The sequence below is a fragment of the Martinezella sp. CNPSo 3964 genome, assembly GCF_057784375.1.
Window position 1 is genome coordinate 361,177 of the sequence record NZ_JBXSOW010000006.1, and the last position, 14,042, is coordinate 375,218.

Genomic DNA, 14,042 nt, shown 5'->3' on the forward strand with positions numbered 1-14,042 from the left:
ATGCGAAGTAGCGCATTGGTTGCATGTTATGGGCTTGTCATTGCAATGCATGATGGATTGTCGTACGCCCAGAGTTGAGACTGCCCGCTCGAGATTCTCGACATTATGGAGCATATGTGTATGACAAATTTTATTGAGAAGTGGTCTGCCAAGAAGGCTAATAAGCCGAAGGCCGGCACGCGAAATGCGATTGATTCCTTTCGTTTGAGGGTCGCAGAACAAAAGAATTATCTCGAAGAATACGAGCGTGACGCAGCGGGTTTCAAGAAATGGCGTTCGACGTGGTTTCAGCGCGTTCCGGGTGGGTTTGGCGTCAGCATTAGTCGTGACGCGATTAGTGCAGGGGAGGGGCTGACCTACGTTGTTGTCGAGACAGTCAAGGAAGTTGGCGAATTTCTTGATGATCTTGCCCTGCATGCGGAACGGGATACCGGCTTTCAAAAAGCACTCGAGGATAACCGCTCGCGCCGTGCTGCGCTACTGAGTGCAGCAAAATCGCGGCCTAATTCAATCAAGTCTGCTTCAGTAAAAGCCCCCACCAGGGCATCGCGGACAAAGCGGGTTGCAAAGGCTGGCAAGCCCCAAACAGAGAAGTAGGGCAAGGTCTGAAAATATCAGGCAATGAAACGCTGAGCCCGCTTCGTGCGGGCTTTGCGCGTTAGGGCGCTGGGTATATCGATTTCGATTTGCTTCAAGAACGGCGTTTCCGACAAGTGACCTGCGACTAACTTCTATCTGGCCGCTTTCGTATTGCCTGCGCGGTGGCTTCAAAAGTCACCGGCTCAGAGTGTTCCAGCTCCAAAGGCGTTGGTGGAGACAACAAGCAGACAGCTACTTGACACCGAACATTATACATTATTATATATTATATAATATAATTTTTTGGAGGGATTTCGATGGTCATCAAAGTCACCGACCGCATCTGGATCGGCCCACAGTTGGACTTAAGCGAATTTGACGAGCTCAAGCGAGATGGCTTCGATACGATCATCAACCTGCGACGTGACAATGAAGATGCTATGCAGCCGGGTAGCCAAGCGGAAGGGGAGGCGGCAAGGCGTGCGGGCCTCGACTATCACTTCATTCCTATCGGCATGGATACAATTACTGTGGCCGACGTCGAAGCCTTCGCCACCGCTACGACAAAGTCGGGCGGCAAAGTATTTGCCCATTGCAAGTCCGGCATTCGCGCGATGCTGCTCCACGCTCTTGCACTGGTCGGAGCAGGACAGATGCAGGCCTTCGAGCTGGCCGCCTTCGGCGCGAAATACGGTTATGATCTTTCTGCCGGCGAGGCGTGGCTTGCCCGGCACAATGCGCAGCGGCCGCAGGTAAAGGGCTTCTTCGATCCGCGCAGCTCGAGCGTGCAATATGTCGTCTCCGACCCTGCGACCCGCTACTGTGCGATCATCGATCCGGTTCTGGATTTCGATGAGAAATCCGGTGCGACCGCGACGACGAATGCCGATACCATCCTCAAATATATCGAGGACAACAAGCTGATCGTGGAATGGATACTCGATACCCACCCCCATGCAGATCATTTCTCTGGCGCGCATTATCTGAAATCAAAAACCGGTGCCCCAATAGCGATCGGCGAAAAGGTGGTCGACGTCCAAAACCTATGGAAGGGTATCTACAACTGGCCCGCGCTGCCGGCCGACGGCTCGCAATGGGATAGGCTTTTTGCCGACGGCGAGACGTTTTCTATCGGTTCGATCGAGGGTAAGGCGATGTTTTCGCCGGGTCATACGCTCGCCTCGGTCACCTATGTGATTGGTGATGCCGCCTTTATGCATGACACGCTCTTTCAGCCGGACAGCGGCACGGCGCGCGCTGATTTTCCAGGCGGCGATGCGCATATGCTGTGGCGCTCGATCCAGGCGATCCTGTCGCTGCCCGACGATGTCAGGCTGTTCACCGGCCATGATTATCAGCCAGGCGGCCGGGCGCCGAGATGGGAAAGCACAGTTGCCGAGCAGAAACGCCTCAATGCCCATGTCGTCGATACAGACGAGGAGAAATTCGTCGCGTTGCGCACCAGGCGTGATAGGACGCTGCCCATGCCAAAGCTGATCCTGCATGCGTTACAGGTCAATGTCCGCGGCGGGCGGTTACCGGAGCCCGAGGACAATGGCAAGCGCTATCTCAAGATCCCGCTCGATGCATTGGATGGCGCGACATGGTGAAGAGCATGGACATGCCGGATTTGGTACAGATTGACACTGATCCTGCGGCCTTGCACGAAAAGGCGGCCGAAGTTTCGGATCTCTTGAAAACGCTTGCACATCCGATACGGCTGATGCTCGTCTGTACGCTGGTCAAGGGCGAATATTCCGTGAGCGAGCTCGAGGAGACGCTCGATATCCACCAGCCCAGCCTGTCGCAGCAATTGAGCGTGCTGCGGGAGGCGCAGATCGTCGAGACCCGCCGTGACGGCAAGCAGATCTATTACCGCCTGACGGAGGAGAAGGCGGCCAAACTGGTCGGCGCCCTTTACACCATCTTTTGTGCCGAGGAAGAGGTGAAATGATTGCCTATCTTCCATCGCTGCTAGGCGGCCTGCTCATCGGGCTCTCGGCAACCATGCTATTGCTTCTCAACGGGCGGATTGCCGGCATCGCGGGCATTGTCGGGCGGCTCACGCAAGGCACCGGCGTGGCTACCAATGCGGCTTTCGTCGCTGGCCTCGTGCTTGGCCCGCTTGCCTATCGGGTCGCCGCCGGCCACCCGCCCGTCTCGACCATCACCGTGTCCTGGCCTCTGCTGGCGGTCGCAGGCCTGCTCGTCGGTTTCGGTGCACGCATGGGCTCGGGTTGCACCAGCGGTCACGGTATACTCGGTCTTGCGCGTCTGTCGCCGCGATCTGTAGTGGCTGTCGCCAGCTTTCTGGCGGCGGGCATCCTGACGGTAATGGTAATGCGATGGATCAGCGCATGAACCGGGAATTGCCAAGGGTGCTTGTCGCGCTCGCATCGGGCCTGATCTTTGGTTTCGGTCTGTCGCTGTCCGGCATGGTCGATCCGGTGCGCGTCCAGGGGTTCCTCGATCTTTTCGGCCATTGGGACCCGAGTCTGATCTTCGTGCTCGTAGGCGCGGTGATCGTCGCCTTCGTCGGTGTGAGCATCATGCGGCGGTGGCGACGACCTGTCTTCGACGCCGTGTTCCACCTTCCAGAAACAAAGCCCATCGACCGCCGGCTGATGATAGGTTCAGCCGTATTTGGTATCGGTTGGGGCATGGCCGGTCTGTGTCCAGGACCCGCGCTTGCCGCGCTCTCGCTTGGGCTGCCGCAGGTGCCGCTGTTCGTCGCCGCCATGCTCATCGGCATGGTTGCTCACGATCGCTGGGCGAAGAAGGTATCGTAGATGGAGGTGCAGCGGCCGTCGGTTCGGGCCTGGCGCTACCACTTTCAGAAATCCCTCGCCGAGCTGCCGCCAAGCGTTGGGCGGAGATGCAAGCTTGGGTGACGTGTATGCGGCTGCGAATTCGTTTGAATGCGCATAATGATTGGCCGCCCAGTCCAAACTTTCACCGTTTGGACGGAAGCTTAGCGGATGGCTTCAGAGCCGCTGTGCGCTCAGCCTTTGACGGCGCCCATGGTCATCACATTGGTAATTTGCTTGTGCAGCATCAGAACGAGAAGAAGTGGCGGCGCAAGATAAACCGTTGCCATCGCCATGACGCCACCCCATGCGACCCCGTCTTCATTGCTCATGGCAATAGCGATGATGACCGGCGCCGTACGCGCATCGTTCGAAGTGAATACCAGTGGGAACAAGTATTCGTTCCAGGAGCCAATCGCCACGACCAGCGACACCGCAGCGATTGCTGGCCTCAGGAGAGGCAAGGTGATCCGGGCAAAGGCGCCGGCGCGAGAGCACCCGTCAATCATGGCGGCTTCTTCCAATTCAACCGGAATGTCGTCGACGAATGTTTTGATCAGAAGCGTTGCCATACTGACGGCGAATGCTGCCCCACACAGAACGAGCGGAGTGATCGTATCGAGCCATCCGAGCTCGTTGAAAACCGGATATAGCGGGATGACGACGACGATCGACGGGAACATCCTGACGAAAATCATCAGGAATGCCGGTATTTTCAGCCATGGCTGCCGCAACCTGGAAAAGACGAATGCCGAGGTGATCGCCATCGTCAGCGTCAATACCGTCGCAAGTATCGTAACGATGATACTGTTGAAGAGGCTTCCCCAAAAACGCGGAAAGAGGTTGGCGATATTCTGGTAGTTGCTTACCGTCGGCTCGGCGATCAGTTTCGGCGGATAGGCCCAGATCAATCCACCAGGCTTGAACGAGCTGCTGATCATGAAGACGATTGGAAAAAAAGCCCAGATCACAGCAATGCAAAGCAACACAAAGAGAATTATACGACCGGCAATATTTCCATGTCCGCTCATTGGTCAGGCCTTGGCTCCGGGAAACATATCGCGATAAGCACGCCAGATGATCAGCGCTGCCATCAGCATGGTCAAAGCCAGCATGACCCAGCCGACGGATGCGCCCATACCGAACCGGAACGTGCCGAATGCCGTGCGATAAAGGTAGTGGGAAAGCAGTGATGTGGATGTACCCGGCCCACCACCTGTCATGGTCTGGATGGTATCAAATTCCCGGACGGCGAAGATGGTCTCGAACAGCGCCATGATCGACAATGCCGGCATGATGAACGGGAGACGGACATACCAGAATATCTGGAAAGCATTCGCACCGTCGATTTTGGCTGCCTCTTTTACCTCTATCGGAATTCCCCTCAGCGCTGCAAAGAGGATGATCGCGATGAAGGGAAATCCTCGCCATACGGCCACGATGACGACAGCAACCATGGATGTCCACGGATTTGACATCCATGGGATCGTAGGAAGTCCCAACGAGGAAATAATATAGTTGACGAGGCCATAGGATGGATCGAGCAGATTTTTCCAGATGACGACACCGACGACGGGACTGATTGCAAAGGGTGCAATCAGCAGCGCCATCCAGACACGGCGATACGGCAACTCATTGTCGAGCAAGAGCGCGATGCTAAGTGCGACGACCAGCTGCAGGCTGACAACCCCGATCACATAGGCAATATTTCTAAGAAGGATCGAATAGAACACGGAGCTGTTGAACAGCGTGACAAAATTCTTCCAGCCTATGAACTTGGTTGGAATGCCCGGCGAATAATCGGTGAACGCGGTCGCAAGAAGCACAATTGCAGGTATGGCAATGAACAGTAGAAGGAGGAGGAGCGGGGGCGCCACTGCGGTAATTGCCAGAATATCTTCCGACGTTCTGCTGCGCTTGCGTTGCCGAGGGGCATTTGCGGCGACTGTGCCATTCCTAACCATGCGGATCTTCCGATATTGACCTGGCGGATTGGAGAGCCAATCCGCCATAATACCCACCTGTGGGCAAAGACTGCACATGCCGCGAGCCGATTGGAAACTGCTCCAACCGAGGGCGCGGAGAGCCGGGTGCCGATCGCTACTCGTAGATCGACTTGAGATCATCGGCCAAGGTGTCCAGCGTCTCCTTGGCATGGGCGCCGTTCACCACGATATTCTGGACGGCAACGGCAATGGCATCGCTAGCCTCGCCAAGTCGCGGATTGCCCGGAAGCGGCGGCCGCGAGATCGCAAGCGTATCGATCCCGACCTTGTTCGCCGCGATCTTCTCACCAAGCTTTGCCAGCGGCTCGGCCCGACAAGGTTGATTGCCGTTGGACATCATCATCGCTTCGGGTTTGGATCCGGCCAGATACTTGATCAGCTCATAGGCCTGCTGTTTGTTCTGCGATCCCTTCAAAATGCCGGCACCCCAATAGAAGGACTGACTGCCGGCATAGTCGACACCGCTCTTTCGCAAGGCATCGAGGATCGGAACGTGGAAAGCAATCGTTCCGCCTGGTCCGAGAGCGTCCGGAGACTCGAAGCGCGATGTGAAATTATCGTTGCTGACGACCATGGAGAGCCGCCCGGAGGTAAACATCTGGTCGGCGTCCACGCTGGTCCAGTTTGGAGGCATTATGCCCTCTGCATACAGTCGACGGAGGAATTCAGCCGCCTGGATCATCGCAGGGCTGTTGACGACAACCTCGCCCTTCTCGTCGATGATCGACCCGCCAAACATTGCACCGATGGTGGCCAAGCCGGATGGGACCTGGTCGCTGATACCGCGCACCGCAAAACCATAGACTTTTTCGCCGCTCGGCTTGGTGAAGGTCGCGCTCTTGGCTGCATCGTACAGCTGCTCCGGCGTGCGCGGCGGCTCGGCGACGCCGTGGTCAGACATATACTTCTTGTTACCCAGAAGATCCAAACGCCGCAGCGCAGCGGCACGAGATAATGCTGATTATCGATCGTCCCTGCATCGACCGGTGCCTTGACCCAGTCCTGTGGGAAGCCGCCGATCGCATCGGCGCCCATGTATTTGTCGAGTGGCTCGAGGAATGCGGCGATACGCGGATTGGCCATCAGCTGCGAGACCATGATGATATCTTCGGCGGACTTGTTGAGTGTGCCGAGGCGCGGGAGGGCTTCAAGGATGCCGGGACCCGTCTCGACGTTGACAGCGACCTTCGTATCCTTCTCCTTCTCGAAATCCGCCAGAGCATCCACGCCTTTCGACACGCCGACACCACGCATCGAGGATTCGTGAATGTTCACGCCGACGACCGTCAGCTTCTTTTCTTGAGCAAGCGCCGTCGAAGACAGCGCCGTCAACATGGCCACTGCCAAAATTTGGATTTTACGCTTCACTGCACCCTCCCAGTTGCCGTCTGAAATCACTCCCCGATCGGCATCGAACCCCGCCGGACCGCAGCGACGAGCCGCAAGTTAGAGATTCACATTTAGACCGATCTAATTGCTTCAGAAAGTTGTTAGATCGGTCTAAATTTGTCAACTAGTTTCTCAAAACGGCATTTATTGACACTTAGATCGGTCTAAAATATGCAATGTAGCGTATTGAGGAGAAGCCGGAATGAACGCCATTGATGTGCCTGTGACGCTTCGAGCCGGTCGGCAGCTGCTGTTTGACGATTATCTTATCGCGACATCCGAGCTCCAGCGGATATTCCACCGTCCCAAGCTTCATCCGGCAACTCCGGTCCTCAAACCGGAAACGCCGATCGAGATGAATGGTGGCTATTGCCCGGTGGCCTGTACATTTCAGGACGGTGTTTTCTTCGATCCGGCCGACCAGCTGTTCAAGATGACCTATCATGCCGGCTGGTTTGCCGCGACGGCACTGGCAACAAGTCGGGATGGTATCCATTGGGAGCGCCCGCGCCTCGATGTGGACGGCGTCACCAATCGTATTCTGCCGATCGGCTATCCACGGATGCGCGATGGGGCGGGATTCTGGCTCGATACGTTTGCCACGGACCCTGCCGAACGCTTCAAGATGATGGTCTATTATCGCCGCGGCTCCCATCCGAGCATGCCCTATGTGGACTATGATTTTGATGGCGTGAAGGAACAATACGCTGAGATTTATACATCGCCGGACGCCATTCATTGGACGGCGCGCGGCCGGACCGGAGAATGCGGCGATAACAGCAATTTCTACTACAACCCCTTTGATCGCAAATGGTATTACTCACTGCGCGTTCATGCCGAGCGCGGGCGCCAACGCAGCTATGTGGCCCACCCCGATTTCGTCGAAGGCAGGAACTGGACCAGGGAAGACCGAAAGCCGCTGGTCGTTCCCGATGACATCGATCATGCCAACCTAACCGGCGAAGTTCCCTCGGAAATCTATAATTTCGATGCCGTCGCCTATGAAAGCGTGATGCTCGGGATCTATGGCATGTTCCGTGGCCCGCAAAATCCGGACAGCTTCTATCGCGGTCTTCCCAAAATTACGGATCTGGAAATAGGGTTCAGCCGCGACGGGCTGGACTGGATCCGCCCGAACCGGCAAGAGCCTTTCCTTGCTCCGTCCCAAATTCCGGGCCAGTGGGACAGAGGCTATCTGCATGCGACGGGTGGGGTTTGCCTGGTGGTCGGGGATGAACTTTATTTCTACGTCTCCGGCTTTTCCGGGCACTCTCCCATTCTCGGCACCCACGCTTATGCCGGCGGCTCGGTCGGACTGGTCACCTTGCGTCGTGACGGGTTCGTCTCGCTTTACAGCGGTCAATCCGGCGAAATGACGACAAGGCCGCTTCAGATCTCCGGCAGCCATGTCTTCGTCAACACCGACTGCAGTGCCGGACGGCTACGTGTTGCCGTTCTCGACGAGCACGGCAAAGACATCCCCGGTTTTGGACTGGATGATTGCGAAGCGATCACCGTCGACAAGGTGACATGTCCGGTCCGCTGGAGGGGAGGCGATCTTGCCGCACTCCCAAGTCGGCGCCTTCGCCTCCGGTTTGCCCTGGAAAATGCGCACCTGTACTCATTTTGGGTCAGCAACTCAGCAAACGGTCAAAGCGGCGGCTATCTTGGTGCGGGCGGTCCGGGTTACGCCGGCATCATCGACCAATGATTGCTGCGATCGGCTTTGCGAAGCGAGGATGCGAATTTGACTGACGAGATCGAACGCCGGCTTACCATAGATGACGTTGCCAAAGCGGCCGGCGTCTCGCGCTCGACAGTATCGCTCGTGCTCAGGAACAGCGAACTGGTCGCCGAACACACCAAGACAACGGTTCGCGACGTCGCTGCCCGCCTCGGCTATGTCTACAATCGCAAGGCTGCCATCCGATCGAGATTCAGCTACCTCGTCGGCATCATCATCCCCGATCTGACCAACCCGTTCTTCTCGGAGCTGACCGCTGGCGTCGACCAGGTGCTGAACGATGCCGGCTGGACATCCCTCCTCGGCAATTCCTGGGAATCCGTTTCCAATCAGGAGAGGATTTTCCAAAGGATGCATGAGCAAAATGTGGACGCGCTCATCGTCTGCCCCGTGACCGATGGGAAAGGCTCGGCGACGGAAAGCTTTACCAGATCGGGCTTCCGAACTCTGCAGGTTCTCAGAAGGGCCGATCAGGATACGAGTTATCTGGGCATAGACTATGCCCATGGTGTGTCGCTCGCCGTCAATCACCTGTACGAACTGGGGCATACGAACATCGTCTTTCTGGGCGGCGAGCGTGCTCACTCGGCGGCAACCGAGCGCTATGATGGATATGTGACATCCATGCGCTCCCATGGGCTGATCCCGAGGCATGTCCCCTGTTCCCTGAAGAGATCGGCTGCCGCGGAGACGGTGGGTGAGCTCTTTCGGATGGACAATCCGCCAAGCGCATTCGTCTGTTTCAATGATGTCGTGGCGATAGGCGCAATGGCTGGGCTTGAACGCATCGGCCGCAAAGTGGGACACGACGTTTCGGTCGTCGGTTTCGATAATGTCGCCGATGCCGAGTTTGTCCAACCACCGCTGACGACGGTCGATACCCATGCACGCCAGCTCGGTGAACAGGCAGCCAGGCTCGTTCTGGACGCCATCCGCAAGGGCCTTGCAATCGACGCGACCACCATCACGAAGACCAGTCTGGTCGTGCGCAGCTCCACGGGCAAGGCACCCGGCCTCCTTTAGACACGTCATTTCCTCAATGACAAGCCGCCATGATGCGAGACTGGCAATACGCATCGACCGGCAGAACACGGACTGAATCGAGGGTTGCACAGTGAAAGCCGATATCCTTTTGTCGCGTGGCATGTCACTTCTTCCCGGAAGAGAAATCCGATGTTCGATCAAACTCCCGATCCCGCTCTTGCCGCCGAGACCTGTTGCAACCTCGACTGCGAGCTTAGGCGCTATCTGGAGAGGGAGGGCGAGGACGCTGCTTTCAACAGGGAGGCGCGTGACGCTACCTTTCCTTCGCAACCAGTCTACAAGCCGTCCGGAGTGCCAATTTCCGCGATCTGTCGGCGTCGGTGACATGCATGGCGCCGCCCGACCGATGATAGTGGAACCGATACCATCATTGAAGATGTGCTGGGCGCAGAAGCTGCCGCCAGTCTCGATCGTTTCGACGCGGTGCAGCTCGCGACAGTTCTTCAGACCTGCCGCGACCACACAACGGCCAGTTCTGCAGGCAGAGCCTTGTTTACGATCTCGCGATGAGTCTTGCCATGCTTCCCGGTTGCTGACCGGTGGTGCGGTTCATCCGAATGCCTCTGGTTGTCCGCTATCAGCATGTCGTCATCATCCAACCGCTCGACGACCAGGTAAACATGGTCGGGTCCGGGAGGGTCTGGATCCAGATCGTAAGTTACTCCGACGTCGCCGTCTTGCTGAGAGTGGATCTCAATGCGCTGCCAACCCCGCTTTTCAAGCAGTCGCGCCAGATTGCCTGCTCCGATAGTCATCTGAATGTCGATCCCGGACTCTTGCAGGAGCGCGCTTAGGTGGGCGGCGCATCCGTTGTGCGGGAATTCCGGCAAAGCTTTCGAAGCGGTTTTCCAAGCTTTTGCAAGTCCCTGCGCCGATTTTCCATTGTCGATCAGTTCGGGGATGTGGACTATGTCATTAGAGGGGCTAGCCCCCATCGATCGATGCGGCTTCTTCCACGATTACGACGTCGTAAGGTTTGAATTCTTTCCGAAAATCCCGAACGTGCCGGTCGGCCAGCTTGGATCCCGAATCCGCATAGCTTTTGAGCTTTTGGTAGAAGATCTTCGTTACCTTGCGGAAGCCGAGGTATACCGGATGAAGTTCGTTTGCCCACTCGTCTCTGGCAAGTGTCCCTTGTGTATTGATGAGGTGATAATTGTTCCCCTCGACTGCCTCAAGGCTTAGGAGCATTTTTCGAAATTGCTGTAGAGCATCCTTGGCTATACGCTCTCCGTCGGTTTGCGACCAGTTATTGAGATCGAGAGCGGGCTTCAGCCATGGCCCGGCACATAAGGGATGCACGTAGCTTGGAATCGGAAAATCGTAATCGTGACCGAATATCGGGACTCCCGGAGCGTATCGGTCTCTAAGTTCGAAGAGCGACAGGTAGGATTCCTTCACAATGCCAAGGGTCTTCGCAAATCGATCATCATTCAGACCGGAATTCTCGCCGTTGTTGAATTCAAGGAACATTCCAAATCTGCCAACGACGTCGTTTCCTCCGGCCGACACTAAGATGCCATGCGGCTTGCCTCCGATCCAGTTGGCCCCGTCCCTAAGTTGTGCAATCATCCTCTCTTGTTTCGGCCCTGACATCATATCGGTGGACGCATCGCCCCAGTGGGCAAGGTTCAACACCGTTACCGGATGTGTCCCATAGGTTTGAAGTTGGAAAATTACGTCGGTCTGTTGGAGGGCGGGACCGTTGTTCAACAGCGGATAGTCGAACCAGGAATCTCCCACGGACATCATGATGAAGGGCGGTGCTATCGCCTTCGCGGAAAGTCGCGCGGCAGCCTGTCTTCCGGCTGAAATTCGCGCGATTGTCTTTTGGTGCTCCTTGATGCGCTCACTAATGTCTGCATCGATCCGATCTTGCAGATTGTCGATCGGTAACTTATCCATTGGCATCGCCGCTCCTCCGATGCTTTGGGCACAGCCTGACCGGATACTGCGTCCAGGGGATTAACAGATCAATTCCCTCTTAAGTGGTAGATCAGTTGGCGCTCGATCCTCTTAAGATTGTTGGACGTTAATAAATCCGATCTGAAACGATTGACGTCGCCTGAAGGGCGCGAACGTGCCTCCAGGCACTGAACCATTTCATTAATCGTCACGTTCCTACGATCCTAGACCGTCTTGACGACGAACTCCTCATGTGTCGCGATCGTGGGCGCTGCCGTGACCCTCAGAAGGGATAGTGCTGGGCGGGATCCTCGATCGTGATCCACCGAAGATCGGTAAATTCGGCGATCGCCGCCTTGCCGCCAAAGCGGCCGTAGCCGCTGCCCTTGACGCCGCCGAAGGGCATTTGTGCCTCGTCATGCAGGGTTGGGCCGTTGATGTGGCAAATGCCGGACTGGATGCGGCCAGCCACGGCAAGCGCGCGCTGCACATCGCGGCTGAAGACGGCGGACGACAGGCCATATTCCGTATCGTTGGCGACACGCACCGCCTCGTCCTCATCCGCCACGCGGATGATCGGCTTCACCGGACCGAAGGATTCTTCCGAATAGACGCGCATGTCAGGCGAGACGAAATCGAGCAATGTGGCTTCGACCACTGTGCCGCTGCGCTTGCCGCCGGCTACCAGCTTGGCGCCCTTGGCCTGCGCATCGGCAATCAGCTCTTCCATCTTCTTGGCTGCGTCCAGGCTGATCAGGGATCCGAGAACCACATGGCCGCGCGGATCGCCGGCAGGCAGGGCGGCCGCTCGTGCCGCAAGCTTGGCGACGAAAGTGTCCGCGATCGCCTGATGCACGATGATGCGCTCAGTCGACATGCAGATCTGGCCCTGATGCATGAAGGCGCCGAAGATAGCCGCGTTGACCGCGCCGTCGATATCCGCATCCTCAAGTACGACGAGCGGCGCCTTGCCGCCGAGTTCCAGAAGAGCGGGCTTCAGATGCTTGCCGCTGAGCTCCGCGATGATCTTGCCGACCTTCGTCGAACCGGTGAAATTGACACGGCGGATGGCTGGATGGGCGATCAGCGCTTCCACGATGCCAGGCGCATCTTCTGGGGCATTGGTAATCACGTTGATGACGCCAGCCGGTAGGCCTGCCTCACTCAGAGCAGTCGCGATCAGCCGCTGTGTGCCGGGGCATTGCTCGGAAGCCTTGAGAATCACGGTATTGCCGCAGGCAATCGGCATGGCAATGGCGCGTGTCGCCAGGATCACAGGCGCATTCCAGGGCGCGATAGCAAGGCAAACGCCGGCTGCCTGACGCACGCCCATGGCGAGCGTGCCGGGCTTGTCGGACGGGATGATCTCGCCGCCAATCTGCGTCGTCATGGCGGCTGCTTCACGCAGGATATTTGCAGCGAGCATAACGTTGAAGCCCGCCCAGGGCGCCGTTGCCCCCGTCTCCTCCATCATCAGCTTGGTAAACTCGCTGACCTTGGCGTCCATGATGTCTGCTGCCTTGGCCAGGATCGTGCGGCGCTGCCCAGGGCCTGTGCTCGACCATGCGGAAAAGGCGCTGGAGGCCGCCTCGATCGCGGCGGCGACATCCTCAGGTCCTGCCGCCGGCGCCGTGCTGGCGATCTCTCCCGTAAAGGGATCGCGGCGATCGTAGGTGCGGCCGCTCGCCGCCGGCTTGTCGACGCCGTTGATGAGAAGGGAAATGTTCATCTCTTGTCTCCTGATGAGGATGGTATTTCAAAAGCCGAGCACGTCGGCATTGATGGAGGCTTCCAACCCGCCATCAACCGGCAGGTTGGCGCCGTTGATCCAGCGCGCGCCGTCCGAGCACAGGAACAGGATGGCGGGCGCGATATCAGCCGATGTGCCGGCCCGGCCGACGCGCATGATATCGCTATCGACGCGGGCATCGCCGAGTACGGCACGGAATTGTTTCAGGATCGGCGTCTCGACCGGACCGGGGCTGACGGCATTGACACGAATGCCACGATCTCTGAAGAGGTGCTGATGTGCTGCGCGCATCGTCCAAAGCAACAGCAGTTCCTTGGAAAGCGGATACCCCTCTTCGTTCTTCAGTCCGTGCTCGCTGACCAGAGAGGCCACATCCGGAAAACCTTCGATTGTCGTCAAGCTCTTGGCCCGCTCCAGATTGGCGCGCCAGCCATAGCCAGCGATCGAGGCGACGTTGACGATCGCCCCACCCTCGCGCAGCCGCGGTGCAACGGCTTCCGAAAGGGCACGCAGGCCGTAGAAATTGACCGCCAGTGTCGCCGTGACGCCGGTGTTTCCCGAGAGGCCGGCGACGTTGGCCAGCGCATCGATGCGGTTGGGCAGTTGCTTGACGATGTCCTCGACGCCGGCGGCGGTCGAAAGATCACCTTTGATAAAGGAACTGATGCCCGGGGACGGTTCCCGGACATCGATGCCGATGACGTCAGCCCCCATTTGCCCCGCAAGCTCCGTGGCACGCGCGCCGATGCCCGAGGCAACGCCGGTAATGAGGATGGTCTTGCCAAAAAGCATGATTTCACCTTTCTCATGAAATGCAG

15 protein-coding genes and 1 pseudogene are annotated in these 14,042 nt (G+C 57.6%); 9 read left to right on the top strand and 7 right to left on the bottom strand.

The features are described from left to right. Positions 1-120: 120 nt before the first annotated feature. From AC13Q5_RS20755 to AC13Q5_RS20775, 5 genes are all read left to right on the top strand, one after another. Positions 121-597: a hypothetical protein gene (locus AC13Q5_RS20755; RefSeq protein WP_488502994.1), complete on the top strand. Its 477-nt coding sequence runs from the start codon at positions 121-123 to the stop codon at positions 595-597. Between the two features lie 299 nt (positions 598-896). After that, a complete protein-coding gene (gene blh / locus AC13Q5_RS20760) occupies positions 897-2,189 on the top strand; it encodes a bifunctional sulfur transferase/dioxygenase Blh (RefSeq protein WP_488502995.1) in 1,293 nt (430 codons plus the stop codon). Between the two features lie 5 nt (positions 2,190-2,194). Beyond that, positions 2,195-2,533, top strand: a complete 339-nt coding sequence (gene bigR, locus AC13Q5_RS20765) for a sulfite-sensing transcriptional repressor BigR (RefSeq protein ID WP_425298685.1) — start codon at positions 2,195-2,197, stop codon at positions 2,531-2,533. After that, positions 2,530-2,940: a YeeE/YedE family protein gene (locus AC13Q5_RS20770; RefSeq protein ID WP_488502996.1), complete on the top strand. Its 411-nt coding sequence runs from the start codon at positions 2,530-2,532 to the stop codon at positions 2,938-2,940. The genes bigR and AC13Q5_RS20770 overlap by 4 nt, the downstream gene beginning before the upstream one ends. Next, positions 2,937-3,368, top strand: a complete 432-nt coding sequence (locus AC13Q5_RS20775) for a DUF6691 family protein (RefSeq protein ID WP_488502997.1) — start codon at positions 2,937-2,939, stop codon at positions 3,366-3,368. Before AC13Q5_RS20770 ends, AC13Q5_RS20775 begins: the two co-directional genes overlap by 4 nt. 212 nt (positions 3,369-3,580) lie before the next feature. On the opposite strand, the gene AC13Q5_RS20780 is transcribed toward AC13Q5_RS20775, so the two are convergent. The 3 genes from AC13Q5_RS20780 to AC13Q5_RS20790 form a co-directional block, all read right to left on the bottom strand. Then, positions 3,581-4,327, bottom strand: a complete 747-nt coding sequence (locus AC13Q5_RS20780) for a carbohydrate ABC transporter permease (protein WP_488502998.1) — start codon at positions 4,325-4,327, stop codon at positions 3,581-3,583. A 93-nt stretch (positions 4,328-4,420) separates the two neighbouring features. After that, a complete protein-coding gene (locus AC13Q5_RS20785; protein ID WP_488502999.1) occupies positions 4,421-5,350 on the bottom strand; it encodes a carbohydrate ABC transporter permease in 930 nt (309 codons plus the stop codon). Between the two features lie 136 nt (positions 5,351-5,486). Continuing rightward, complete coding sequence (locus AC13Q5_RS20790; RefSeq protein WP_488503000.1) at positions 5,487-6,293, bottom strand: extracellular solute-binding protein; 807 nt, start codon at positions 6,291-6,293, stop codon at positions 5,487-5,489. A 53-nt stretch (positions 6,294-6,346) separates the two neighbouring features. Here AC13Q5_RS20790 and AC13Q5_RS20795 point away from each other — a divergent pair, with 53 nt between their 5' ends. From AC13Q5_RS20795 to AC13Q5_RS20810, 4 genes and pseudogenes are all read left to right on the top strand, one after another. Further along, positions 6,347-6,784, top strand: a complete 438-nt coding sequence (locus AC13Q5_RS20795) for a hypothetical protein (RefSeq protein ID WP_488503001.1) — start codon at positions 6,347-6,349, stop codon at positions 6,782-6,784. Between the two features lie 199 nt (positions 6,785-6,983). After that, positions 6,984-8,492: a hypothetical protein gene (locus tag AC13Q5_RS20800; protein WP_488503002.1), complete on the top strand. Its 1,509-nt coding sequence runs from the start codon at positions 6,984-6,986 to the stop codon at positions 8,490-8,492. A 36-nt stretch (positions 8,493-8,528) separates the two neighbouring features. Further along, entirely contained in the window at positions 8,529-9,548 is a 1,020-nt protein-coding gene (locus AC13Q5_RS20805) for a LacI family DNA-binding transcriptional regulator (RefSeq protein WP_457881621.1), read from the top strand. Positions 9,549-9,746: 198 nt separating this feature from the next. Continuing rightward, positions 9,747-10,076, top strand: a pseudogene (locus AC13Q5_RS20810) (sigma 54-dependent transcriptional regulator); the annotation flags it as partial. Here the strand turns inward: AC13Q5_RS20810 and AC13Q5_RS20815 are convergent. The 4 genes from AC13Q5_RS20815 to AC13Q5_RS20830 form a co-directional block, all read right to left on the bottom strand. Further along, entirely contained in the window at positions 10,013-10,504 is a 492-nt protein-coding gene (locus AC13Q5_RS20815; RefSeq protein WP_488503037.1) for a hypothetical protein, read from the bottom strand. The pseudogene AC13Q5_RS20810 and the gene AC13Q5_RS20815 sit on opposite strands and share 64 nt — an antisense overlap. After that, on the bottom strand, positions 10,494-11,474 hold the full coding sequence (locus AC13Q5_RS20820; RefSeq protein WP_488503003.1) for an SGNH/GDSL hydrolase family protein: 981 nt from the start codon (positions 11,472-11,474) through the stop codon (positions 10,494-10,496). The genes AC13Q5_RS20815 and AC13Q5_RS20820 overlap by 11 nt, the downstream gene beginning before the upstream one ends. A 283-nt stretch (positions 11,475-11,757) precedes the next feature. Beyond that, the gene (locus AC13Q5_RS20825; RefSeq protein ID WP_075857024.1) at positions 11,758-13,203 is read right to left on the bottom strand and encodes an aldehyde dehydrogenase; all 1,446 of its coding nucleotides are present in this window, start codon (positions 13,201-13,203) and stop codon (positions 11,758-11,760) included. Positions 13,204-13,230: 27 nt separating this feature from the next. Then, on the bottom strand, positions 13,231-14,016 hold the full coding sequence (locus AC13Q5_RS20830; protein ID WP_488503004.1) for a coniferyl-alcohol dehydrogenase: 786 nt from the start codon (positions 14,014-14,016) through the stop codon (positions 13,231-13,233). Between the last annotated feature and the right edge of the window lie 26 nt (positions 14,017-14,042).